Source organism: Ruegeria sp. D6 (assembly GCF_056534365.1).
Window position 1 is genome coordinate 109,546 of record NZ_JBQFPH010000006.1, and the last position, 23,545, is coordinate 133,090.

A 23,545-nucleotide genomic window follows, 5' to 3' on the forward strand; every position below is an offset into this window, starting at 1 on the left:
GCGCAATAGAGACCCGTGGGAGCGATTGAAAAAACAGCAGCTTGACAAACCTTACTATTTTTATCAGATTAATCACACGAACAGATAGCCAGCCCAAAACAGGGTCAGCCAGATCAAGCGAAACGAAGACAGACAAGGCCAAGTGCCACAGATGCTCTGGAGATGCCCCAATGAACGCGCAAACCCCTACCTCGACCCTTAGCTACGCTGTTTCGATGCTTCCGGCCCACAAGGCGGAAGACCTCACCAATGGCGGCAATTTGGCCCATATCGAGCTGGGCGATCAGCTTTATACGCTGCGTATCACCCGCGCAGGCAAACTGATCCTGACAAAATGAGCGCACCTTCTTCGCGTGGCGGGGCGGCTGTTGGCCGTCTGGCTGACCTGAACCCCATTGAGGCCGGAGCCGTCATGTATCTGCGGCTTTGGGGTGATGGGGTCGAAGGCCGGGCAAATGCCGCAAGCGATTTTGACATCGCGCTGGGTGCAGATCAGGGACGCGCCACGATGCTGACGCTGGACCGGCTGTGTTCACTTTGTGCACATCACGGTCGCCGTCCGCTGGTGCGTCATGGGCTGGGATGTGCATGTCTGGGCGCTGATGAGAATTGTTTTGCCCAGATGATTGGTGCCGCCTCTGAAGGGGCGCGTGAAGATGCAATGATGATGGCCTCGCTGATCGTACGGCCCGATTTCGCCCCGGCACTGGCCTCGTTGTCCGAGGAACTGGGCTTGGCGTTACGCCGGATGACCGTTTCGATCCCTTTGCCGACGACCGGGCACCACCCCCCACATTCAGTGCTCCACTGATCGACGGCGACAAAACCCCAGCAATTTCGCTGGGGTTTTGTGTTTCTTAGCAGCAGCCGCAGCCCGCATGATGATGATCGTGATCGCACATGGGGGCAGGGCTGTAGTCACCCACTTCGCCAAGAACCTCCCGCATCGCCCAAAGAATCATGTCGACGTCCTCTGCTTCGATGGTTAGCGGTGGCCGGATTTTCAGGATATTGTCCTTGGGTCCCTCGCTACCGATCAGAATGCGATGATCGCGCATCCGATTCTTGACGTAGCTGCAAACCTCACTGCTTTCCGAGCCATCCGGGTTAATCAGTTCCACACCCAAGAAGAGGCCGATACCGCGCACATCGCCGACACAGCCAAAGTCAGCTTCGATCTGTTTGAGGCCATCCAGCAGGTGAGCCCCCATCACACGGGCGTTCTCTTGCAAACCTTCATCATCGACGATGTCCAACACCTCTTTCCCGATTCTGCAGGACAGGGTTGAGCCGCCGAAGGTCGAGAAAAACTCGATCCCGTTGTCGAAGCTTTCGGCGATCTCTTTGGTAGTGACCAGCACACCCAGCGGGTGGCCGTTGCCGATGGGCTTCCCCATTACCACTATATCAGGCAGCGCGCCCTGATGTTCAAAGCCGAAGTAATAGTCGCCCAGGCGCCCGAGGCCGGTCTGGACTTCATCGGCAATGCAGACCCCTCCGGCGGCGCGGATTTTTTCATAGACCGCAGACAGATAGCCTTCTGGTGGAATGATCTGTCCCCCGACCGAGGGGAATGTTTCAGCGATGAACCCAGCTAGGCCTTGCCCTTTTGCCTGTAATGCCGAAATCGCCGGATCAATCAGGTCAGCAAACTTCCGTGCGCGCTCGGGGTCATCACGCCGGAACGAGCCGCGATAGTCATCCGCGACCTCAATCAGTTCCACCCAATCTGCCTGCCCAATACCGCCAGGTTTGTTGAATTTGTAGGCCGAGATCGCCACCGCAGCGTTTGTGTTGCCGTGATAGCCGTGATCGGGCGTCACGATCCCTTTTGCCCCGGTGTGCGCGCGCGCCAGACGCAGAGCCAATTCGTTGGCCTCTGTCCCTGAGTTGACGAAGAAACAGACTTCAAGGTGATCCGGCAGTTTCGACAATACCTTGTCGGCAAAAGCGGTTTGCGCCGGGTGCAGATAGCGTGTGTTCGAATTCATGCGCTTCAGCTGATCCGCTGCAACCGCCTGAATACGCGGATGCGCATGGCCTACATGCGGAACGTTGTTGTAGGCATCCAGATAGGGTCGCCCCCATTCATCGAACAGGTGATGCCTCCAGCCACGCACCAGCATGACCGGGTCGTCGTATGTCAGGCTGAGATTGCCGCCGAAGTGTTCGCGCCTGTCCTGTAGAATCGCCTGCTTGTCGGTTGGTCGATAGAAAACCTTTTCATCAGGCAAGTTCAACAGTGCTGCGGGGTTGGGGCAGACCGCGTGCCAAAGCTCGAGCTCATCAGGATCCGCTACGCCCGGCCAGTCGGCCTGCATACCGTCGGTCGTCAGCGCCAGTTGGAAATGCACATGCGGGGCCCATCCGCCATTCTGACTGGCATCGCCCAGACGGGCAAAAGCTGCACCCTGAGCCACCGGGTCACCTGGTTTCAAACGCTCACTCACCTCAGGGTCCAGATGGCCATAAAGCGTGTAGAATGCATCCCCTTCGGGCGTTTCGTGGTGCAGGATCACAACCCCGCCATAGTCGAGATGCGCGTCCCTGTTTTCAACCGCTTCGACCCGACCGCTGAGAGGTGCATGCAGCACTGTTCCGGCGGGTGCAAACACATCCACGGCCAGATGCACTGTGCGCCGATCCGACGCTTTCCACGGTCCCATGCGAAACCCCGGCTCAGCATAGATCAGGCGTGGCTCGCTGTAATACCCAAGCCAGGGACCATCCCCAAACTCCTCACCAACCCGCGCCGCCTCGTCCAGCGGCATTTGGAACGGGTTTTGAGGCCAGGTTGAGTTTTCCACCGACAGTGAGCCCATCGGTGCGTCGCTCAGATTCTGCCCGAACATCTGCGCGAATTGTCCGCGATGGCCGGACAGGTAGGCGTGAATGCGCTCGGCCCCGTCCACAACGGGCAAGCCACACGCTGCGCGCAATCGTGCGGGCATGAGCGCGCCATTGATTGCCCCATTTTCGATCAACCGCCACGCCGGGGCCTGGCTGATCGTGACATACGGATCATCCGGGTTCTCAATCGCCATCAGGGTCGAATTCACCACGGACACCGCCAAACGTGCTTGCAACAAAGGCCAGATCAGGTCGATCTCATCCGGGCGCAACCGATTGGCGGCGTGATAACCGCGTACCAGCGCAGCCAATGCGCGCTCGGGTTTAGGGTGGTCCAGAACGACATAGGCCCCGGCAATAGCCAGATCGCAAACACGCGGCGCCGCGCACATGTCGCCAAGATCGATCAGACCCGAGATGCTGCGTCGTTCGCCCAGATTGCCTTCGACAAGGATATTGTAATCATTGGCATCATTGTGAATCGCCTGCTTTGGCAATGCACCCAGTTGATCAGAGATTGCCTCAAAATCCTCAGCGATTTGTTGAACGCGCGCGCGTCTTGCCGGATCAGAGATGGCCTCTAGTTGGTCGACGATCCAACTCGCCCGCGTCAAATCCCATTTGAAATCCGCGCGATGCAAGCCCTCGTGGGTGAACCCCTCCAGCGCCCGGTCGGTTGCGCCCAGAACACGGCCCAGTTTTAGTATCAGGTCTTCGGTCTTGGGCGCGCTGCTTGCATAGCATGCCCCCGGCAGTCGTTCCTGCAGCCAGACCTGTCGCGGTTGCCCATGCGCGTCGGCAATCTCAGGCAACATCATCCCGTTCAAATCGGGATAAACAGCAGGAAAGGGCAATCCGGGCGCTGCTGCGCTGAGATGTTCCAGCGTCTTGATCTGCAGATCGACCAATGCCGCATCGCACCCCGCGCGCATCACCTTGAGCACATAATCCTGCCCGTTGGTGGCTTTGACCAGAAAGTTGAGGTCGTACTCCCCATCCAGACGCGTCAGACGGGCGTCCAGACCCCAGTGTTCACGCAGGCGACCAGCCCAGAAAGTGTTCATGTCGCTCATGCGCTATCTCTTGCAACTGCCACGGTGATCCTCTTCATCTGGCCAAAAATATCTTCGGGCGGAGTCGCGCCCTGGCGCGATGGGGCAGACAGCCCCCCCTTTGCTCAGTCCAGTGCTCGCAACCGTTTGAACAACGAGGACGTATCCCACCGGCCCCCGCCAAGTTTCTGCACGTCTTTGTAGAACTGGTCGACCAGCGCCGTCACTGGCAGTGAAGCCCCGGTCTCATTGGCGGTATCCAGACAGATTCCCAGATCCTTGCGCATCCAGTCGACTGCAAAGCCATGCTCAAAATGGTCATCCAGCATGGTTTCATACCGGTTGGCCATCTGCCAGCTGCCAGCCGCGCCCTGACTGATCACTTCGACCACAGCTCGGCCATCAAGCCCGGCCTTCTCGGCAAAATGTAATGCTTCGCTCAGGCCCTGCACCAGCCCGGCAATCGCGATCTGGTTGCACATTTTGGTCATTTGACCCGCGCCGCTGTCTCCAATGCGGCGGCAGATTTTGGAATAGACCTGCATCACCGGCTCAGCAGCACGATAAGCGTCCATGTCACCGCCGCACATGATCGATAGCACACCATTTTCGGCTCCCGCCTGACCGCCCGAGATCGGGGCGTCCACAAAAGCAACCCCCTGTGTCTTGCCAGCCTCGTACAACTCGCGCGTGACCTTGGCCGAGACGGTGGTGTGATCAACAAATACCGCACCCTTGGCCATTCCGTGAAAGGCGCCATCTTCACCTGTGCAAACCATACGCAGATCGTCGTCATTGCCAACGCAGGCCATCACGAACTCTGCCCCTTCTGCGGCTTGCCGCGGTGTCAGGGCCATCGCGCCGCCATGCTGGGCGACCCAAGCCTCGGCCTTGGATGCGGTGCGGTTGTAGACGGTGACTTCGTGGCCGGCAGCCTGAAGATGCCCGGCCATCGGGTAGCCCATGACGCCTAGGCCAAGGAACGCAACTTTTGCCATGTGATGATCCTCTCTGTTATCCGCTCCTGCCTCAAGCGGACGGCAGGTCGTGATGTTTAGAAAGGACAAAGCAAAGCTTGGACCAAAGGGCAACCCTGCGTCACAATTTGCCGCTCAGATCCATAGCGATCGCGCGCCATTCGTTTCACATCTGAACCGGCGCGGATTTCATCTTCGAAAAACGGCCGCAGCTTTGAGCTCAGCCAATTCCCTCTGTAAACGCTGGTTTTCTGATTGCAGAACAGCCAGTTGCTGACCCAGATCATTCAGATGTGGCCGAAGCTCGGCCTCGGTAAAGCGCGGCGTGATGTGGCGGGGGCAATTCCAGTCAAGCGCTTCAACTTTGATGATCGCGGCCCGTTCTGCCTCGGTCTCGGAGCCTTTGATGTAGAGATCAGCCGCTGCTGCGGCACCTTCCGTGAATGTCATCCGCCCAAGAATCTTGAGACGGCGCTGGTTCGCGTAATCCATCAAGATCAACGCCACATGGTCGTTTCCATCCAGGTTGCCGCGCGAGATATATTGTTTGTTACCAGACAGGTCCGCATAGCCGATGGTGTGCGGGTCCAGCACTTTCAGAAACCCTATCGGCCCACCGCGAAACTGCACATAAGGCCAGCCGGTTTCTGAGACGGTGGCCTGATAGAACCCGTCGCGGGCGCGAATGAACGCCTCTTCGGTCGGTCCGATTTGGTGGCCCTGTTTTGGTCCTCGGCTCAGGAATTTCGCGTAGGTCGCTGCGGATCCCATCCGCTCTTGATGGGCGCGAACGGCAGGTGTGAAGGTCAGTTCAGAAAAGGCGCGGGGCATTATGCTGTCTCCTGCGTCGTCCGGGGCGTATGCGCAATATGGTCGATGATGGCCTGCTCTGTCAGGCGTGGGAACACAGATGTGAATGTTTGGCCCCAAATTCGGCAACGGTGCCAAGGACGTTGCGTAGTATCTGTCCTGGACGCCACGTCACATGGATTGGAAGGAATCACACACCCGGCTAGTTTTGGGCAAACACCTGATCTGGAGAGCTATTTGATGTCGCTTTTTACCAGCACCGCCGCCTGGGTTACTGACGAACACCGAATGTTTGCTGAAATGGCGGGCCGGTTCATGGATGATGCCTTGGTACCCAATACCGAGAAATGGGCCGAGAACGGGGCGGTTGATCGTACCTTTTGGTTGCAGGCGGGAGAGACGGGTCTGATGGCCGGTTCGATTGCTGAGGAATATGGTGGCGTCGGCGGCGGGATGGGTTTCGATTCCGTTACTTTGTATGAGCAGACTGCGCGCGGGGACGCAGGATGGGGATATGGCATCCAGTCTATCGTGACCCACTACATCACCGCTTATGGCAGTGAGGATCAGAAACAGAAGTGGCTGCCGAAACTGGCCTCGGGTGAGATGATCGGCGCGCTGGCCATGACCGAGCCGGGCACGGGATCGGATGTGCAGGCGGTGAAGACGACCGCTGAGAAGGATGGCAATTCTTATCGGCTCAACGGGTCCAAGATATTTATCACCAACGGGCAATCGGCTGATCTGGTTATTGTGGCTGCCAAAACTGACAAGTCGTTAGGGGCGAAGGGTGTCTCTCTGATTGTGGTCGAAACCGACGGGGCTGACGGATTCCGGAGGGGGCGGAACCTCAAGAAACTGGGAATGAAGGGCAACGATACGGCTGAGCTGTTCTTCGAAGACGTTAAGGTGCCAATGACCAACCTGCTGGGCCCGGAAGAGGGGCAGGGGTTCTATCAACTGATGAAGCAGTTGCCGTGGGAGCGGCTGACCATCGGGATCATGGCGCTGGGCGCGATCGATTTCGCCATATCGCAGACGGTGGACTACGTGCAGGAGCGCAAGGCGTTCGGACAACGGGTGATGGACTTCCAGAACACACGTTTCAAGTTGGCCGAGTGTAAAACCAAGGCCGAGGTGCTGCGCAGTTTCGTCAATGACTGCATTGGAAAACTGGAGGCCGGTGAATTGGATGCTGCGACGGCCTCGATGGTGAAATACTGGGGCTCTGAGGTGCAGAACGAAGTGATGCACGAATGCCTGCAACTGTTCGGCGGCTATGGGTTCATGATGGAATACTCGATCGCGCGGCTCTATGCGGATGCGCGGGTCCAGATGATCTATGGCGGGACGAATGAAGTCATGAAAGAACTCATCGCCCGTTCGCTGGACGTCTGAACCAAAACACTCCCGCCCGTCGTCCACATTCCTTACGGAACGTCTCCTCCCGTTGGGCCAGGCAGGCGCGGACGCAGCCCGCGCCTGCCTGGCCCCCTGCCGTCCGCAAGACGCAAGGCCGAAGGCCGCGCAGGGTTTGGCTGTTGCTGGCGTTGATGCCTGACACGTCGCCTGCCATTGTGATCACGGAGTAGTCAGACCTGAAGGGAACCCGGTATGGAGAAGTCCAACAAAGATCGCATATCTGCCCTGCTCAAAAGCATCGAAACGGGCGATCCGGGTCCGGTTTCGGTGGTAAATGAAGCACGATATATCCAGCACAATCCGCAAACCCATGAAGGCAGCGAAGGGCTTGCATCCCTATTCAAACGGCTGTCCCAGACCTCACCGCGCGTGAATATCGTACGCGCCTTTGAAGACGGCGATTTTGTCTTCGCGCATACGGAATATGATTTCTCACGGCGGAATATCGGCTTCGAAGTGTTCCGGTTCGAAGACGGGCAAGCGGTAGAGCATTGGGACAATATCCAGAAACGGATGGGGCCAAACGGCTCGGATCACAGTATGGTGGATGGTCCGACCGAAGTTCGGGATGTCGAGCAAACCGAGGAAAACCGGGCCTTTGTTCGCGCCTTCGTCGAAACCGCGTTGATTGCCGGGAACCTCGACCAGATAGAGGCCTGTATCAACACTTCCGCTTACGTAGAACACAGTCCGCAGTTCTCTGATAATTTGACTGCCTTGAGGACCGCATTGGCCGATAGGAACGCCCTAAACTATCAGCATCTGCATCGGGTATTGGCGGAAGGGGATTTTGTACTGACCGTGTGCGAAGGTGAATATCAGGGCACTCACAGCGCATTTTATGATCTGTACCGCGTTGCAGATGGCAAGATCGTCGAACACTGGGACACGGTTGAGTCCATTGCACCACGCAGCGAATGGAAAAATGACAACGGCAAGTTCTAAGGCCGCGTTAGGCGTGGGCGTCTGCCCCAATCTGTTCACTGATCCAGGCTTGGAAAGACCGTAGAGGCTCGGGCATCGAGCGGTCATTTGGCCAGACCAGATAATAGCTGCCAAGGCTCACGCGCGGCCCGTCCCATGCCTGGACAAGCCGCCCGGTGCGCAAATCATCCTGCACCAGATATGACGGTAACAGAGCCACGCCCAACCCATGAATCGTGGCCTGAATCATGGTCGAAAACTGATCGAACAGCATTCCCCGTAGGCCGGTGACGGGCTGGCCCTGTATCTCAAACCAGCGCTCCCAGGCATCCGGACGCGACTCCAGATGCAGCAGTGGCGCGGCGCGGAGAGCATCCAAGTTACTGAAATTGAAGGCGGTAAGGGCAGGGGCGCAGACCGGCAGGACCTCTTCCCGCATGATCGGCAGATACTGAACGCCCGCCCAATCCTGCTGACCGAAATGGATCGCGGCATCAAATGGCTCAGTCGTAAAATCAAACGGTTTGAGGCGGGTCCCCAGATTGACAGTAACCTCGGGATGACGTCGCGCAAAATGCTGCAGGCGGGGTGCCAGCCAGTGCATGCCGAACGCTGGAAGGATCGACAGGTCAAGTGACCCGCCCGCCGGATTGGCTTTGAGTTTCAGTGCGGCCTGCGCCAGATTCTGAACAGCAGACCTTGCGGTTTGCACATAGACTTTGGCTGCAGGCGTCAGGTGCAGTCGCATCTGGCTACGCTCGATCAACTGGACTCCCAGCTGATCCTCCATCGTCTTCAATTGCCGGCTGATCGCGCTTTGTGTCAAGGACAGTTCGGCCGCCGCAGCAGATGCGCTGCCCAGCCGATCTACGGCTTCAAGCGCAAGCAAGGACGAGATTGAAGGCAAGAAACGGCGGGGTGCAATCATATGATAATTCCTCATACCTATTGAACGCAATAGCACTGGTTTTTTCCTGCCGCCAGAGCGATGACTGGTGCGCCACAACACCTTTGTGGCCGAGAGGGTGCCGTACCATCCGCGATCTTGAAATTCACGTCGGAGCGCGGGACAAATCAGCAAGCGGGTCGGGCCCGCGCAGAGGTTCCCCAAGGCCGATGACACCAACAAGACAAAAGCGAGAGACATGGACCGCGCCCAGATCGTACATGAGAATTTCCTGACCCGTGTCGCAAATCGTGATTTTCCCGACGGAGCCCCACCGCGCGTCGGTCTGGGCGATGCTGAAGCCGTTTCGCTATTCCGGTCGCAAGTTCTCAGCCGCGCGTTGGATCGGACCAGCCGGGCGATGCAGAAGGCGGGGCAGGGGTTCTACACCATCGGCTCATCTGGCCACGAAGGGATGGCCGCCGTCGCGCACGCATTGCGCCCAAGCGATATTGCCTTTCTGCATTACCGGGATGCTGCGTTTCAGATCGCGCGTGCCGAACAGGTGCCCGGTCAGCAGATCGCGTGGGATATGCTGCTCAGCTTTGCGTGCTCGAGTGAGGACCCGACCTCGGGCGGGCGGCACAAGGTGTTGGGATCAAGGGCGCTGATGATCCCGCCGCAGACCTCGACCATCGCCAGCCATTTGCCCAAAGCCGTTGGTGCGGCTTATGCGCTGGGGGCAGCCCGGCGACATGCGCCCGAACATCGCGTGTTGCCGGAAGACGGGATTGCGATGTGTTCATTTGGGGATGCCTCGGCCAATCACTCATCCGCGCAGGGGGCGATCAACACGGCAGGCTGGACCAGTGTGCAATCGACGCCGCTGCCGCTGCTGTTCGTGTGTGAAGACAACGGGATCGGGATTTCGGTCAAAACGCCCAAGGGCTGGATTCAGGCGTCGATGGAGCATCGTCCGGGGATCAAGTATTTTCAGGCCAATGGGTTGGACATTTATGAAACCCATGCGGTCGCGAATGAGGCTGCAGATTATGTCCGCAAGCGCAGGAAACCGGCCTTCCTGCATCTCAGAACCGTGCGGCTTTATGGCCATGCCGGGGCGGATGTGCCCACGACCTATCTGCCGAAAACTGAGGTTGAGGCGGATGAGGCCAATGATCCGCTTTTGCACACCGTACGACTGCTGGATCAGGCGGGTGCATTGTCGCCGGATCAGGCGTTAAAAATCTACAGCGATACCTGCACCCGAACGGATCGTGTGGCTACAGAGGCTGCCAGCCGTCCCCATCTGGCCAATGCGGCCGAAGTGATGGCAAGCCTGATCCCGCCTAAGCGCCCTTGTAAAGCGACCAACGGCCCGAGCGCTGAGGCGCGTGCGAAGACCTTTGGCGCAGATATGCGCGCGATGGATGAGCCGCAGCCGCTCAGCCGCCTGATCAACTGGGCGCTGACCGATCTGATGTTGGAACATGCCGAGATCGTTTGCATGGGCGAAGATGTGGGCCGCAAAGGTGGCGTCTATGGCGTCACACAAAAGCTGCAGCAACGCTTTGGTCCGGACCGCGTGATTGATACGCTGCTGGATGAACAATCCATTCTGGGTCTCGCGATCGGTATGGGCCATAACGGTTTCATCCCGATCCCCGAGATCCAGTTTCTGGCCTATCTGCACAATGCCGAGGACCAGATTCGGGGCGAAGCCGCAACTTTGCCGTTCTTCTCGAACGGGCAGTTCACCAACCCTATGGTGCTGCGGATTGCGGGGCTGGGATATCAGAAGGGCTTTGGTGGGCATTTCCATAACGACAACTCTCTGGCCGTTTTGCGGGATATCCCTGGTGTCATCATCGCCTGCCCGTCGACCGGGGCGGATGCGGTGCAAATGCTGCGCGAATGCGTGCGGTTGGCGCGCGAAGAGCAGCGGGTAGTGGTGTTTCTTGAACCGATTGCACTCTACCCGATGCGCGATCTGCATGCGGCGCAGGATGGCGGGTGGATGACCACCTATCCTGCGCGGGATCAGAAAATTGCGCTGGGCGATGTGGGAGTACACGGGGACGGCACCGATCTCGCCATCGTGACCTATGGCAACGGGCATTACCTGTCGCAACAGGCCCTGCCCGAAATTGAGGCGGCGGGTCTGAAAACCCGGATTATCGATATGCGTTGGCTAGCTCCTCTGCCAGAGGAGGCGCTGCGCGAAGCCACCAAAACATGCGCGCATGTTCTGATCGTCGACGAATGCCGCAAGACCGGCAGCCAGTCCGAGGCGCTGATGACTTTCTTCGCCGAACAAAGTTCTTCTACTCGAACTGCCCGCGTTGTGGCCGAGGATTGCTTTATCGCAACCGGCCCCGCCTATGCCGCACCTCTTCCTTCGAAAGACGGTATCGTTGCCGCAGCGCTGGCTTTGACAGGAGCAGCCTCATGACCCGCACCGCCGTTGTGATCTGCCCGGGCCGGGGCACTTATAACAAGCCTGAGCTGGGCTATCTGCACCAACATCATTCGGATCGAATGGACTTGTTACGCAGCTTCGACGCCATTCGCGCCGGAACCGGACAGGAGGCGATTACTGCCTTGGATGGGGCTGATCGCTTTAGCGTCGGGAAGTACTCGCGCGGCGATGTGGCCTCACCCCTGATCTATGCTGCCGCGTTGGCCGATGCGCAGGCATTGGCCAACGATATTGAAGTCGTCGCCGTCACTGGTAACTCGATGGGCTGGTATATTGCGCTGGCCACCGCAGGGGCATTGACCCCTGGGAACGGGTTTCGCGTGGTCAATACGATGGGCACGCTGATGCAGAAGCACCTGATCGGCGGTCAACTGGTTTACCCATTCGTCGATGAGACATGGGCGAATGATCCTGCCCGCAAAGCCGCATTGCTGGATGAGGTGGCGAGGATCAATGCGTTGCACGATCACACTCTGGCGCTTTCCATCGATCTGGGCGGGATGCTGGTATTGGCAGGCAATGAGGCGGGTCTGACGGCGTTTGAGGCCGCACACCCCACCGTGCAGGTTCGGTTCCCATTGCGGCTGGCCAATCACGCCGCCTTTCATACGGCGCTGCAGGCCCCGGTGGCGGCGGAAGGTCGGGCGCAATTGAGTTCTGATCTTTTTGCTCAGCCCAAGTTCCCGATGATTGACGGGCGTGGCAAAATCTGGTGGCCCGGCGCAACTGACACGAGTGAGTTGTGGGACTACACGCTGGGCCATCAGGTGACCGAGACCTATGACTTCACCCATGCAATCCAGACGGCCGCACGCGAGTTCGCACCCGATCTGTTCATCGTCACCGGCCCCGGTGCAACGCTGAGCGGCGCGGTGGCGCAGTCTCTGACACTGGGGCACTGGCGGGGCATGACAGATAAGGCGTCATTCCAGTCGCATCAGGAGGCGGATCCGTTCCTCATCGCTATGGGGCGGGCTGACCAGCGCGCCCTTGCAACCAACTGAGACCAGCCCGATGATCGGCGAAACTTTGGCGAGGCCCGGGCATGCGCGACTATGATCAATCGTTATGGCGGCAGACCTGTCGCGAGCGTATCGACACGCAAAAGCTGTCTGATGACGTAAGCGTTGATCTTGCCGTGATCGGCGGTGGTTACACCGGGTGTTCTGCGGCCTTGACCGCAGCAAAAGCGGGGGCTTCGGTGTGCCTGCTCGAAGCGCATCAGATCGGCCATGGTGGATCGGGGCGGAATGTCGGTCTCGTCAACGCAGGGCTTTGGCTGCCACCCGATCAAATTCGGTCGCATCTGGGGCAAATGGCGGGGGATCGGTTGATCGATCTGCTGGCTAACGCGCCGTCAGACGTGTTCGAGTTGATTGAAGCGCACGGGATTGACTGCGAGCCTGAGCGGCAAGGCACGTTGCATTGTGCTCATTCGGCCTCGGGCTTTGGTGATCTGCGTACACGCCACGCACAGCTGAGCGCTTCTGGTGCGCCGGTCGAATTGCTCGATCCTGATGCGTCGCGCCAGCGGACGGGCAGCCCGGCAGTCCACGGCGCATTGTTTGACCCCCGCGCGGGTACAATTCAGCCGCTGGGCTATGCGGTGGGACTGGCCCGCGCCGCACAGAATGCGGGGGCGCAGATATATACGCAAAGCCCGATTCGATCTTTGCGGCAGGAAGCCGGGGTTTGGGTGCTGCAGGGGGATGGTGGAACCGTACGCGCAAGATCGGTTATTCAGGCGACCAACGCTTATCATCAGGGCATTGCTGATACGGCACCAGACTATGTGCCGGTCTATTACTTCCAATACGCCACCGCGCCGCTGTCCCATAACCTGCGGGCCAGCATATTGCCTAAAGCAGAGGGATGCTGGGATACCGGCCTGATCATGACATCCTTCCGTTTGGACCAGGCAGGACGGTTTATCATTGGCGGTATGGGCGACCTAAGCAGCGCCGGAGGATTTGCACACAAATCCTGGATCAAGCGCAAAATGGCTGCACTTTATCCGCAATTGGCGGATCAGCCGTTGATTGAGGGCTGGCATGGGCGGATTGCCATGACTTCGGATCATATTCCCAAAATCACTCTGATCGGTCCAAATGCGTTAGCCGCGCATGGGTTCTCGGGGCGTGGGATCGGGCCGGGCACCGTGTTCGGGCGTTTGATGGCCAAAAGTCTGCTCAAGGACGATCCGTCCTTGCTGCCGGTTCCGTCAGTGGCTGAGTATAGCGAAAACTGGACTGGCCTACGCCGCGCTTTCTTCGAAACCGGCGCGGCGCTGACGCATCTTGTTAAGGCGCGGTTCTGAGTTCAGACAGACCGGGTGATACCGCCATCGACGCGGATGTTCTGCCCGGTTATGTAGCCTCCGCCTTCTGAGGCGAGCATAGCCACGACCGAGGCGATCTCATCATAGCTGCGCCCGTAGCGGCCCATCGGGATGCGTGTGCGGAACTCTTCTTTTTCCGGAAGGCTGTCGATGAACCCGGGCAAGACGTTGTTCATGCGGATGTTGTCGGCGGCGTATTTGTCCGAGAACAGCTTGGTAAACGCCGCCAGCCCGGCGCGGAATACGCCCGAGGTAGGAAAAACCGGGTCCGGTTCAAACGCAGCAAAGGTTGAGATGTTGATGATCGATCCACCGCCCTGCGTTTGCATGATAGGGGTCACTAGTCGCGTAGGTCTTACGGCATTCATGAAATAGACATCCATGCCGGTGTGCCAGTCCTCATCGGTCAGCTCAAGCACCGCAGCGCGGGGCCCGTGCCCGGCTGAGTTCACCAGCACATCGATCCGCCCCCAATGGGACATTGCTGCATAAACCAGTTTTTGCAGGTCATCATTTGACTGGTTCGAGCCGGTGATGCCCACACCGCCCAATTCATGTGCCAGCGCCTCGCCCTTGCCCGACGAGGACAGGATGCCGATTTTGAAGCCATCAGCCGCCAGTCTACGCGCGGAATCCGCGCCCATGCCGCTGCCGCCTGCGGTGATCAAAGCTACTTTTTCCATCTTCACGCTCCTATGCCCTGTTTCGCAAGAAGATGGCGCAGCAACCTCGATTTGACCAATCAGTTCTGTTGCGCAGTGGCAGTAGAAAATCTACAGTTTAGCTATGCCCGCTCTTCCACCTCTCAACGCGATGCGCGCCTTCGAGGCCTCGGCACGCCACCTGAATTTTCGTCTTGCTGCGGAAGAAATTGGGGTGACTCAAGGGGCCATTGCGCAGCAGGTGCGGGGGTTGGAGGCGCGGCTGGGCACTGCACTCTTTGAACGACTACCACGTGGGTTGCGCTTGACCGAAGCGGGGCGTCGGTTCCACGCGCCGCTGCGTCGGGCGTTTCGGCTGATTGAAGAGGCTGTCGATGAGCTGGCTGATCAGCGGCAGATCACGATCTCGGTCACGCCCAGCTTTGCCTCAAAATGGCTGGTGCCGCGTCTGAATGATTTTGTGACCCGCCATCCCGATATCTCGGTGCAGGTTGACGCGCGCGAGCGGTTGGCGGATTTCCAGTCTGATGGAATTGATATCGCGGTACGCCAAAGCCGTTCACCGGTTGCGCGCGGTCTGCAAGCGACACCTTTGTTCTCGACCGAATTCGTTGTCGTGGGCAGTCCGGACCTCGCATCACAAATTTCTGGTCCAGACGACCTGATGCAACACGTTCTGCTCAGCGATTCCCATGGTCTGTGGCCTTTGTTTCTTGAACGCGCCGGGGTCGAGGGAAGGCCCCGGATGATGAGTTTCAGCCAGACAAGTCTGGCGATAGACGCCGCTGTCTCGGGGCAAGGCTTTGCGCTGGCCAATGCGCCACTTGTGTCTGCGGAACTGACTTCGGGTCGGTTGGTGCAGCCGCTCTCTGAGGTGCTGGTTGACGATTTGAGCTTTTTCATCGTCACCCCGCAGAAACCGCGCCAACCGGAGCTGTTGAAACAAATGCGCGACTGGTTGCTATCTCAGGTCTGAAGTGTGGCAGCAATCGCGTCGATCCGTTCCCGTAACCAACGATGTGCCGGGTCGTTGGCCGAGCGTTGGTGCCAGACCATATAGATTGACACTGCTTCGCATTTGAACGGCAGTGGTGCGCTGTCCAGCGTGGTAAGCGGCCCGCGTTTCATCAGCGCCGTGTCGGTCGAGATCAGGTCGCTGCCTTTCACGAATGGCGGGATTGCGTTGAAATGCGGCAGGGTTACGACGGGCGGTCTGATCTGGCTTTGATCCACGCCGCGCATCACGGCGCGGGCATTGCGGCCGTCTGCAAAGCGCACCTCGACATGGTCGCTGTTGCAATAGGATTGCCAATCCTCAGGCGGATCACGGTGAGCGGCATCATAGAATACCAACAACGGGCTGGTGATCAGCCGCTTCTGAAAGATATCCGGCCCGTCCGGTGGCAGCGGGGTGAGCATCAATTGACACCGGTCGCTGCGCAGCAAGTCCGGGTCGGGAACACCCGACGGGATGAACTCCAGCCGCAACCTGACGCCTTCGGCGCGTGTCGCCCGCAGAAGTTTGGGAAAGATCAACTCACGCGGCATGTCGTTGGTGGCGATCTGAATGTCCATCTGTTCGGACAGCGGATCAAACGGGCGACCTTCGGTCAGGGCGCGCATGTTATCCAACACCTGCTGTACGGGTTCTTTCAACGACAAAGCGCGTTCGGTCGGGGTCAGCCCCTGTCCGGATCGGACAAATAGTGGATCGCCCAGCACTTGCCGCAACTTGCCCAGCGTATGGCTGATGGCCGATTGCGTCACCCCTAACCGGTCGGCAGCTTTCGACACCGAGCTTTCTTCGAGTATCGTCAGGAACACCCGTAGGACCTTGCCGTCCAGATCTGTGAAATCAATTCTGCTCATACCATTTATGATTATTCATGAATGGATTTGGTGTCCATGCCGGGGTAGGGGAAAGGGCAGCTAACTGGAGGCGCGCGATGGGGATCCGCTTTTTCTCGGACAAGAACAGACCTGTTCACATGGGTCCGTTCCCGCTGGAACGGCTGGCGCGGCTGGATCGGATGCCTGATCTGGCGCAGGTCGAACCGATGTGTGCGCTTAGCTTTCGCAGGCCCGAGCAGCCCGAAAGCATCGTGAATGCGATGGGCGAGTTTCAGGCGATGATGGACGCAATTCGGGATGGATTTGTGAACCCCGTCGCATCGGAAATTCTTGCCAACCCAGCAGATCGTGCCAATCATCTGAAAGCGTTTGGCTATTTCAACGATGCGTCGATGATGGGCTGTGGGCCGCTACCCGCGGAGGCGATGCTGGCTGAGCCTCGGCGCAACCCGGATATCGACCGGCTGGCTCATGCGCTTAGGACGCGGCAAACCAAAACGCTGGCCTCGGGCATCGATCTGATCATGGCGGATCTAAAAGAAAGCATGGAGGCCGCGCCACGCCCGATGGACTGTCATCGCCATACGCTCGTGTTTCTGTATGAGTTCAACCGCGATCCGGACCCCTCGGAGCCCGGGTCCGATTGGATCATGGATGCGCAGGATCACCGCGCCTGTTTGCTTGCCACCGAGAATGCAGTGGTCATTGCCAACTACATCCGCCTCCTGGGTTTCGATGCGCGGGCGCATACGGCGATGTCCTCTGAGGTTGATCTGGGCAAGCTGGCCGTTGCTGCGGGTCTGGCCTCGGTTGAGGATGGTGCGGTTGTGGTGCCCTGGTTGGGTAAGCGGTTCGGATTGGCCGCTGTGACCACCGAAATGGAGATCGCGCATGACCGACCCTTGCAACCGCTGGCCGAACAACCGTGGTTCCGCACGCAAGGACCTGCATGGTGGCTGGGTGCAGGCTTCGCCAAGAACGCTCTGAACCGGGATGCCTATGCCAAGCGGCGCTATGTGGACGGGGCACATCCTTTTGAATACCTCAAACGAGTCGAAACACCGACCACCTATATCGACGAGCAAAACGTAGCCCGGGTGCCCAAACGCGCAGACATGTTTGCGCGGGCTCAGTTCGGCGACATGGGAAAATCGCTGCAGGACGCGACCAAGGGCGGGCATTACGTGCGCAAATCCGCCCCCAGCTTTGCCCAACGCCGCGCGCTGGGCGCGTTTGTTTTGCTGCAGGACGGTGACAGCGCCGAGGCTGTACAACCCACAGATACCGAAAGAAATGCCGCGAATATCAAGGCTGCAACCTATTTCCTTGGGGTCGATGCGGTCGGGCTCAGCCGGTGCCCCGAGTGGAGCTGGTATTCCCATGACGCCACCGGAGAAGAAATCGTTCCGCCCCATGATCAGGCGATCAGCATGATCATCGACCAGGGCTATGAGACGATGGAAGGCGCCAGCGGGGATGACTGGATCAGCGTGGCCCAATCCATGCGCGCCTATCTGCGGTTTTCACTGCTGGGGGGCGTGATCGCGCAGCAAATCCGAAATCTCGGCTACAAGGCCAAGGCGCATACGGTGATGGATGGCGAGGTGCTGCAACCGCCGCTGCTGCTGTTGTCGGGGTTGGGCGAGGTCAGTCGGATCGGTGAGGTGATCCTGAACCCCTATCTTGGCCCGCGCCTGAAATCCGGTGTCGTGACAACCGACATGCCGATGACGCATGACAAGCCCATCGATTTCGGCCTTCAGACGTTTTGCGAAAGCTGCAACAAATGCGCTCGGGAATGCCCTTCGGGCGCGATCACTGCCGGGCCAAAGCTGATGTTCAACGGCTATGAAATCTGGAAATCCGACAGCCAGAAATGCGCCACTTACCGTATCACCACGCCCGGGGGGGCGATGTGCGGACGATGCATGAAGACCTGCCCATGGAATCTCGAAGGTATATTCAAGGAACGCCCGTTCCGATGGGCCGCGATGAATATTCCGCAGGCCGCGCCTGCATTGGCCAAACTGGATGATGCGGTCGGCAATGGTGGTCTAAATAACATCAAGAAATGGTGGTGGGATATCGAGCTGGAACCTGACGGGGCCTATCGCCCGTCGCAGCACCCATTGAACCGGCGGGATCTGCAAAAAGACCTCGATCTGAAATACGAGGACCAAACGCTGGCTGTTTACCCCGCACCCTTGGCGCCGCATCCTTGGCCTTACCCATTCAATATGGATCGCGAGGCCGGGATTTCCGCATACGAAGCGATGGTCACGGCCGATGACTACAAAGCGCGCAAAGCAGCTGGCGATTTGTCGGTCATCCACCGATATCAGATCGCCGGGGATGCGCCGGTCATGCGGGTTGAGCTGACCAAGGTCGACAAGATGACTGCGGACGTCACCAAGTACGAATTCTCAACCCTGGACGGTGCACCGCTGCCCGAATGGACCGCCGGTGCGCATCTGGACGTGCTGGTTTCGCCCGAATTTCTGCGGCAATATTCGATGTCGGGTAACCCTTCGGATCGCACCACATATCAGATCGGCGTGCTGCGCGAAGACGAAGGGCGCGGCGGCTCGGCCTTGCTGCATCGCATCTTCAACGAAGGGCGCAAGGTCTTCATCTCGAAACCAATAAACCATTTCGAATTGGACGAGACCGCAACCAAGACATTTCTGATGGGCGGCGGTATCGGTATCACACCGATGATTGCCTTCGCCCATAGATTGCATGCGATGGGTGAGCCGTTTGAATTGCACTATTCCGCCAGCACACGTGCGGGCGCCGGATATCTGGACGATCTGGCGGCTATGCCCTGGGCCGATCACGTGCACTATCACTTCTCAGACGAAGGCACGCGTGCTGATTTGGAGGCTATTTTGCACGGCTATCAGGATGGCTGGCACGTCTACACATGCGGCCCGGATCGGTTCATGGATGGTGTGATGCAAGCTGCCGAGACACAGGGATTTCCCGAACAGGCGCGGCATCTGGAATATTTCTCGGTCCCCGAACAGCCCGAATATGAAAACCATCCATTCACGTTGCGTCTGGCAAGGTCAGGGCGGGACCTGAATGTGCCGACCGACAAGGATGCCGCGCAAGTGTTGAACGAGGCAGGATATCATGTGGACGTAAAATGCTCGGACGGGATATGCGGAGTCTGCAAGTGTGGCGTAATCTCAGGTAAGATTGAGCATCGAGATTTTGTTCTGTCCAACAAGCAGCGTGAAGGGGCGATCATCCTTTGCCAGAGCCGCGCGGCTGAGCCTGACGGGCTGATCGAGATCGATCTGTGAGCAATCGCAAGAAAACGACATTTTGAATCGCAAGAATTGGTCGTTCCAGCCATGGACGCCGCCGATTTGCTGCACTAACGTCCCCAACGAACCCCAGTCTATCCTGATCAACAGGTGCGAGGTATTTTCATGGATTATCACAGCCCCGCCAGCTTTGCCGAGGCGTCGGCTCTGGCCGCGAATGCGACGGGCATTACACGGTTTCTGGCAGGCGGCACCGATGTGCTGGTGCAGCTGCGCTCGGATCTTGTGACGCCTGATACGCTGATCGACATCAAGAAGATCGATGGCGTTAGCGAAATTACCCGCAATGCCGATGGCAGCTGGACGCTGGGCGTCGCCGCGACCGGCGCCGAGATGAGCGAGCACGCCGCGTTGGGCCGCGATTGGCCGGGTGTGGTCGAGGCGATGGATCTGATTGGATCGACTCAGGTACAGGGGCGTGCGACGCTGACCGGGAATCTGTGCAATGGCTCTCCGGCGGCGGACTCGGTGCCAGCGATGGTTGCGGCAGGCGTTACAGTCACCGTGACGGGCCCGGACGGCACACGAGAGGTGGCGGTCGAAGACATCCCGACGGGACCCGGCAAGACCTCACTGGCCAAAGGCGAACTGATCTCGGCGGTCAACATTCCAGCGCGTGGCGACAACGCCGGTGACGCCTATCTGCGCTTTATCCCGCGCACCGAGATGGATATCGCGGTGGTTGGTGTGGGCGTAAACTTACGACTGGATGGCGATACCATCACCGAGGCGCGCGTCTCACTGGGGGCTGTCGCACCAACCGTCTTGCTGGTTGAAGACTGCGCCAAAGCGCTGATTGGCAGCGCGTTGGATGACGCGGCGCTGGACGCGCTCGCTGCAGCGGCCTCGGCTGCCTGCAACCCCATTGATGACAAACGCGGCACTATTGCATTCCGCACCGAAGTTGCTGGCGTTCTGGCCAAGCGCGCCGCAAAAATCGCCTATGCCCGCGCAAAGGGAGAAGACGTATGAGTAAGTTCCACGTATCCACCACCGTAAATGGGGACGCGGTTGAATACCTCTGCGACCCACGCGAAACCCTGCTGGACTGTCTGCGCGACAAGCTGAACCTGACCGGCGCGAAAGAGGGCTGCGGCACCGGCGATTGCGGTGCTTGTTCGGTCAGCGTCGATGGCCGTCTTGTGTGTTCATGCCTGATGTTGGGCGTCGAGGCTGAAGGTAAGCAGATCGAAACGGTTGAAGGGATCGCGGACGGCGACGTCCTGCATCCGCTGCAAAAGAAGATGATCGAGTATGCCGCCCTGCAATGCGGCATCTGTACCCCGGGCATTCTGGTGGCGGCCAAGTCGCTGCTGGAAAAGAACCCCAATCCCACCGAAGAGGAAACCCGGTACTGGCTGGCAGGCAATCTCTGCCGCTGCACTGGCTATGACAAGATTATTCGCGCCGTGATGGATACGGCGGCTGAGATGCGGGAGGCTTCGTAATGGCACTGGACGATCGCAAATCTGACTTCACGTTTGTCGGCACCCGCCCTGACCGCCCTGACGGTCTGGACAAGGTGACGGGCCGCGCCAAGTTCGGTGCGGATATCTCAGCCCCCGGCATGTTGCATGGCGCTATCCTGCGTTCACCCCATGCCCATGCGCGGATCGTCAAGATTGATGCTTCAAAGGCCGAGGCCCACAAAGACGTCAAAGCCGTTGTTACCCGCGCCGATTTCGCCGATGTCCCCTTCAAGCCGGGGCTGGAAGGCGAATTCTGGAACGTGCTGGAAAATGTCATGGCGGGCGAAAAGGCTCTGTATGACGGCCACGCGATTGCAGCAGTTGCAGCGACATCAGCCTTGGCGGCGCGCGATGCGCTGAAGCTGATCGAGGTTGAATATGAAGTTTTGCCCCACGTCACAGATGTGGACAAGGCGATGGCACCGGACGCGCCTGTCATCCGCGAAGGTGCGGCAGATTATTCGGTGCCTGAGGGGATGCACCCCAACGTGGTGCGCTATCACGAAAGCGGCCACGGAGATGTCGAAGCCGGATTTGCCGAGGCGGATCTGGTAATTGAGGACAGCTTCGTTACCGAGGCAACCCATCAGGGTTACATTGAACCTCATGCCTGCATGGGGTCTCTGGGTACTGACGGCAAAGGTGAGCTTTGGTGCACCACCCAAGGCCATTGGATCGCACAGAAAACCTGCGCGGCGTTGCTGGGCATCGAAACCTCACAACTGCGTGTGACCGCGTCTGAGATCGGGGGCGGCTTTGGTGGTAAGACCACTGTGTTCATCGAACCGGTTGCTTTGGCGCTCAGCCGCAAGGCCAACCGCCCCGTAAAGATCGTGATGACCCGGTCCGAGGTGTTCCGTGCGACCGGCCCGACCTCATCGGCGTCGATGGATATCAAGATCGGTATGAAGAAGGACGGCACCATCACGGCAGCCGAAGGCATCTTCCGCCTGCAGGGCGGTGCCTTCCCGGGTGCGCCGGGCGACATGACCGCCATGTGTGCCTTTGCGCCCTACAACCTGACCAACGTTCGCCAGGTCGGTTATGACGTAATGGCCAACCGCCCGAAACAGGCCGCCTATCGCGCGCCAGGCGCTCCGATGGGTGCGTTCGCGGTCGAATCCGTTCTGGATGAGCTGTGCAATCAACTCGGCCTCGACCCGGTGGATGTGCGCCTAAAAAACGCCGCGCATGAAGGCACCAAAGCCAGCTATGGCCCGACCTATGAGCGCATAGGTCTTGTCGAAACGCTTGAGGCCGCCAAGGCGCATCCGCATTACTCGGCCCCGTTGAAGCCGGGGCAAGGGCGCGGGATTTCCTGTGGGTTCTGGTTCAACCATGGTGGTGAGACCTCGGTATCTCTGGCGCTGTCCGAGGACGGCTCGGCCCAAGTCATGGTCGGTACGCCGGATATCGGCGGATCACGCGCGTCAATGGCGCTGATGGCGGCCGAGGTTCTGGGCATTCCCTACGAGAACATTCGCGTCACCGTCGCCGATACGGCAACGCTGGGTTACAATGATGTGAGCCACGGCAGCCGCGTGACCTATGCCTCGGGTCTGGCGACAATCAAGGCGGCGCGCCACGCGGTCGAGCAGCTATGCGCCCGCGCAGCGGCCAGTTGGGGAATCCCGGTTGATGCGGTGAAATGGGAGAACGGCTGTGCCGTGCCCTCAGGCCCCAATGCCGGTGACTTCGATCCGCGCCCGCTGGCCGATATCACCGCCCATATGGGCGCGACCGGCGGCCCGATCTCGGGCCATTTCGAGGCCACGCCGGAAGGCGCGGGTGTATCCTTTGGCACCCATATCGTGGATGCCGAGGTCGACCCGGAAACCGGCAAGACCAGCATCACCCGCTACACGGTCATTCAGGACGCGGGCAAGGCGATCCACCCGACCTATGTCGAAGGCCAGTATCAGGGCGGAGCTGCGCAGGGCATCGGCTGGGCGCTGAACGAGGAATATATCTATGGTGAGGATGGCCGCTTGCAGAACTCGATTTTCCTCGATTACCGCATCCCGGTCGCCAGCGATCTGCCGATGATCGACACGGTGATTGTCGAAGTGCCCAACCCCGGCCACCCGTTCGGTGTACGCGGCGTGGGAGAGACCGGCATCGTGCCGCCCTTGGCCGCCATCGCCAACGCGGTCTCCAACGCGGCCAGTGTACGCCTGAAGCAACTGCCAATGTCCCCGCCGCGCATTCTTGCCGCGCTCAAGGACAATGGTTGAGGTCCACCTCTGGTCCAGCCTCCGGTCTTTGACCGGGGGTCGCGAGGTGGTCGAGGTTGAGGCCGCTACCACGGGCGAATTGCTGCAGGAACTGGTGCGTATACATCCCCGGCTGCAGGCACCGATCGATGCGGGGGTCTCGGTGGCGTTGGACGGGCGCATCATCGCGACCGGACTGTCCGAGCCGATTCCGGAAGGTGCCGAGGTTTATCTGATGCAGCGTCTCAGGGGCGGTTGAAGGCGAAAGGTCTAATCGACC

The 23,545-nt window shown here is 59.2% G+C and carries 19 protein-coding genes; 13 read left to right on the forward strand and 6 right to left on the reverse strand.

Annotated elements, in window-relative coordinates; genetic code table 11:
- Positions 1-170 precede the first annotated feature (170 nt).
- Positions 171-338 carry a hemin uptake protein HemP gene (hemP, locus tag ACR0A1_RS18385; RefSeq protein ID WP_170398358.1) on the forward strand — a complete coding sequence of 56 codons (168 nt, stop codon included), beginning with the start codon at positions 171-173 and terminating at the stop codon, positions 336-338.
- On the forward strand, positions 335-811 hold the full coding sequence (locus ACR0A1_RS18390) for a hypothetical protein (RefSeq protein ID WP_170408198.1): 477 nt from the start codon (positions 335-337) through the stop codon (positions 809-811). The genes hemP and ACR0A1_RS18390 overlap by 4 nt, the downstream gene beginning before the upstream one ends.
- Positions 812-857: 46 nt before the next feature.
- On the opposite strand, the gene ACR0A1_RS18395 is transcribed toward ACR0A1_RS18390, so the two are convergent.
- The 3 genes from ACR0A1_RS18395 to ACR0A1_RS18405 form a co-directional block, all read right to left on the reverse strand.
- Positions 858-3,923: an aminotransferase class III-fold pyridoxal phosphate-dependent enzyme gene (locus ACR0A1_RS18395; protein ID WP_480868711.1), complete on the reverse strand. Its 3,066-nt coding sequence runs from the start codon at positions 3,921-3,923 to the stop codon at positions 858-860.
- Between the two features lie 104 nt (positions 3,924-4,027).
- Complete coding sequence (locus ACR0A1_RS18400; RefSeq protein ID WP_480459897.1) at positions 4,028-4,954, reverse strand: NAD(P)-dependent oxidoreductase; 927 nt, start codon at positions 4,952-4,954, stop codon at positions 4,028-4,030.
- A 114-nt stretch (positions 4,955-5,068) separates the two neighbouring features.
- Positions 5,069-5,710: a pyridoxamine 5'-phosphate oxidase family protein gene (locus tag ACR0A1_RS18405; RefSeq protein ID WP_170425645.1), complete on the reverse strand. Its 642-nt coding sequence runs from the start codon at positions 5,708-5,710 to the stop codon at positions 5,069-5,071.
- Positions 5,711-5,929: 219 nt separating this feature from the next.
- Here ACR0A1_RS18405 and ACR0A1_RS18410 point away from each other — a divergent pair, with 219 nt between their 5' ends.
- Both ACR0A1_RS18410 and ACR0A1_RS18415 read left to right on the forward strand, forming a co-directional pair.
- Positions 5,930-7,087 carry an acyl-CoA dehydrogenase family protein gene (locus ACR0A1_RS18410; RefSeq protein ID WP_480868713.1) on the forward strand — a complete coding sequence of 386 codons (1,158 nt, stop codon included), beginning with the start codon at positions 5,930-5,932 and terminating at the stop codon, positions 7,085-7,087.
- Positions 7,088-7,303: 216 nt separating this feature from the next.
- Positions 7,304-8,056 (forward strand): nuclear transport factor 2 family protein, encoded by a 753-nt coding sequence (locus ACR0A1_RS18415; protein WP_170625426.1) that lies wholly within the window; start codon positions 7,304-7,306, stop codon positions 8,054-8,056.
- A 7-nt stretch (positions 8,057-8,063) separates the two neighbouring features.
- On the opposite strand, the gene ACR0A1_RS18420 is transcribed toward ACR0A1_RS18415, so the two are convergent.
- Complete coding sequence (locus ACR0A1_RS18420) at positions 8,064-8,963, reverse strand: LysR substrate-binding domain-containing protein (protein ID WP_170595154.1); 900 nt, start codon at positions 8,961-8,963, stop codon at positions 8,064-8,066.
- Between the two features lie 217 nt (positions 8,964-9,180).
- Between ACR0A1_RS18420 and ACR0A1_RS18425 the strand changes: the two genes are divergently transcribed.
- From ACR0A1_RS18425 to ACR0A1_RS18435, 3 genes are read left to right on the forward strand one after another with little or no spacing between them, the layout of a single operon-like run.
- The gene (locus ACR0A1_RS18425; RefSeq protein WP_480868715.1) at positions 9,181-11,373 is read left to right on the forward strand and encodes a dehydrogenase E1 component subunit alpha/beta; all 2,193 of its coding nucleotides are present in this window, start codon (positions 9,181-9,183) and stop codon (positions 11,371-11,373) included.
- Positions 11,370-12,404 (forward strand): ACP S-malonyltransferase, encoded by a 1,035-nt coding sequence (locus tag ACR0A1_RS18430; RefSeq protein ID WP_480868717.1) that lies wholly within the window; start codon positions 11,370-11,372, stop codon positions 12,402-12,404. The genes ACR0A1_RS18425 and ACR0A1_RS18430 overlap by 4 nt, the downstream gene beginning before the upstream one ends.
- 41 nt (positions 12,405-12,445) lie before the next feature.
- A complete protein-coding gene (locus ACR0A1_RS18435) occupies positions 12,446-13,717 on the forward strand; it encodes an NAD(P)/FAD-dependent oxidoreductase (RefSeq protein WP_480737599.1) in 1,272 nt (423 codons plus the stop codon).
- A gap of 2 nt (positions 13,718-13,719) precedes the next feature.
- Here ACR0A1_RS18435 and ACR0A1_RS18440 read toward each other — a convergent pair whose 3' ends face one another.
- A complete protein-coding gene (locus ACR0A1_RS18440; protein ID WP_480868719.1) occupies positions 13,720-14,421 on the reverse strand; it encodes an SDR family oxidoreductase in 702 nt (233 codons plus the stop codon).
- A 103-nt stretch (positions 14,422-14,524) separates the two neighbouring features.
- Between ACR0A1_RS18440 and ACR0A1_RS18445 the strand changes: the two genes are divergently transcribed.
- Entirely contained in the window at positions 14,525-15,376 is an 852-nt protein-coding gene (locus tag ACR0A1_RS18445; RefSeq protein WP_480868721.1) for a LysR substrate-binding domain-containing protein, read from the forward strand.
- Here the strand turns inward: ACR0A1_RS18445 and ACR0A1_RS18450 are convergent.
- Positions 15,367-16,269 (reverse strand): LysR family transcriptional regulator, encoded by a 903-nt coding sequence (locus ACR0A1_RS18450; RefSeq protein ID WP_480868723.1) that lies wholly within the window; start codon positions 16,267-16,269, stop codon positions 15,367-15,369. The two genes, ACR0A1_RS18445 and ACR0A1_RS18450, sit on opposite strands and share 10 nt — an antisense overlap.
- Positions 16,270-16,346: 77 nt before the next feature.
- Here ACR0A1_RS18450 and ACR0A1_RS18455 point away from each other — a divergent pair, with 77 nt between their 5' ends.
- The 5 genes from ACR0A1_RS18455 (at position 16,347) to ACR0A1_RS18475 (ending at position 23,524) form a co-directional block, all read left to right on the forward strand.
- Positions 16,347-19,559, forward strand: coding sequence for a reductive dehalogenase (locus ACR0A1_RS18455; RefSeq protein WP_480868725.1), 3,213 nt, complete (start codon positions 16,347-16,349; stop codon positions 19,557-19,559).
- 129 nt (positions 19,560-19,688) lie between these two features.
- On the forward strand, positions 19,689-20,555 hold the full coding sequence (locus ACR0A1_RS18460) for an FAD binding domain-containing protein (RefSeq protein ID WP_480868727.1): 867 nt from the start codon (positions 19,689-19,691) through the stop codon (positions 20,553-20,555).
- Positions 20,552-21,031 (forward strand): (2Fe-2S)-binding protein, encoded by a 480-nt coding sequence (locus tag ACR0A1_RS18465; protein WP_170408211.1) that lies wholly within the window; start codon positions 20,552-20,554, stop codon positions 21,029-21,031. Before ACR0A1_RS18460 ends, ACR0A1_RS18465 begins: the two co-directional genes overlap by 4 nt.
- The gene (locus tag ACR0A1_RS18470) at positions 21,031-23,286 is read left to right on the forward strand and encodes a xanthine dehydrogenase family protein molybdopterin-binding subunit (protein ID WP_480868728.1); all 2,256 of its coding nucleotides are present in this window, start codon (positions 21,031-21,033) and stop codon (positions 23,284-23,286) included. The genes ACR0A1_RS18465 and ACR0A1_RS18470 overlap by 1 nt, the downstream gene beginning before the upstream one ends.
- Positions 23,279-23,524, forward strand: a complete 246-nt coding sequence (locus ACR0A1_RS18475) for a MoaD/ThiS family protein (RefSeq protein WP_170408213.1) — start codon at positions 23,279-23,281, stop codon at positions 23,522-23,524. The genes ACR0A1_RS18470 and ACR0A1_RS18475 overlap by 8 nt, the downstream gene beginning before the upstream one ends.
- The last annotated feature ends 21 nt before the right edge of the window (positions 23,525-23,545 follow it).

What these genes read in the sequence shown, in the direction of transcription:
- hemP (WP_170398358.1), top strand. Translation starts at nt 171, where the DNA reads ATGAACGCGCAAACCCCTACCTCGACCCTTAGCTACGCTGTTTCGATG.
- ACR0A1_RS18390 (WP_170408198.1), top strand. Translation starts at nt 335, where the DNA reads ATGAGCGCACCTTCTTCGCGTGGCGGGGCGGCTGTTGGCCGTCTGGCT.
- ACR0A1_RS18395 (WP_480868711.1), bottom strand. Translation starts at nt 3,923, where the DNA reads ATGAGCGACATGAACACTTTCTGGGCTGGTCGCCTGCGTGAACACTGG.
- ACR0A1_RS18405 (WP_170425645.1), bottom strand. Translation starts at nt 5,710, where the DNA reads ATGCCCCGCGCCTTTTCTGAACTGACCTTCACACCTGCCGTTCGCGCC.
- ACR0A1_RS18410 (WP_480868713.1), top strand. Translation starts at nt 5,930, where the DNA reads ATGTCGCTTTTTACCAGCACCGCCGCCTGGGTTACTGACGAACACCGA.
- ACR0A1_RS18415 (WP_170625426.1), top strand. Translation starts at nt 7,304, where the DNA reads ATGGAGAAGTCCAACAAAGATCGCATATCTGCCCTGCTCAAAAGCATC.
- ACR0A1_RS18420 (WP_170595154.1), bottom strand. Translation starts at nt 8,963, where the DNA reads ATGATTGCACCCCGCCGTTTCTTGCCTTCAATCTCGTCCTTGCTTGCG.
- ACR0A1_RS18425 (WP_480868715.1), top strand. Translation starts at nt 9,181, where the DNA reads ATGGACCGCGCCCAGATCGTACATGAGAATTTCCTGACCCGTGTCGCA.
- ACR0A1_RS18430 (WP_480868717.1), top strand. Translation starts at nt 11,370, where the DNA reads ATGACCCGCACCGCCGTTGTGATCTGCCCGGGCCGGGGCACTTATAAC.
- ACR0A1_RS18435 (WP_480737599.1), top strand. Translation starts at nt 12,446, where the DNA reads ATGCGCGACTATGATCAATCGTTATGGCGGCAGACCTGTCGCGAGCGT.
- ACR0A1_RS18440 (WP_480868719.1), bottom strand. Translation starts at nt 14,421, where the DNA reads ATGGAAAAAGTAGCTTTGATCACCGCAGGCGGCAGCGGCATGGGCGCG.
- ACR0A1_RS18445 (WP_480868721.1), top strand. Translation starts at nt 14,525, where the DNA reads ATGCCCGCTCTTCCACCTCTCAACGCGATGCGCGCCTTCGAGGCCTCG.
- ACR0A1_RS18450 (WP_480868723.1), bottom strand. Translation starts at nt 16,269, where the DNA reads ATGAGCAGAATTGATTTCACAGATCTGGACGGCAAGGTCCTACGGGTG.
- ACR0A1_RS18455 (WP_480868725.1), top strand. Translation starts at nt 16,347, where the DNA reads ATGGGGATCCGCTTTTTCTCGGACAAGAACAGACCTGTTCACATGGGT.
- ACR0A1_RS18460 (WP_480868727.1), top strand. Translation starts at nt 19,689, where the DNA reads ATGGATTATCACAGCCCCGCCAGCTTTGCCGAGGCGTCGGCTCTGGCC.
- ACR0A1_RS18465 (WP_170408211.1), top strand. Translation starts at nt 20,552, where the DNA reads ATGAGTAAGTTCCACGTATCCACCACCGTAAATGGGGACGCGGTTGAA.
- ACR0A1_RS18470 (WP_480868728.1), top strand. Translation starts at nt 21,031, where the DNA reads ATGGCACTGGACGATCGCAAATCTGACTTCACGTTTGTCGGCACCCGC.
- ACR0A1_RS18475 (WP_170408213.1), top strand. Translation starts at nt 23,279, where the DNA reads ATGGTTGAGGTCCACCTCTGGTCCAGCCTCCGGTCTTTGACCGGGGGT.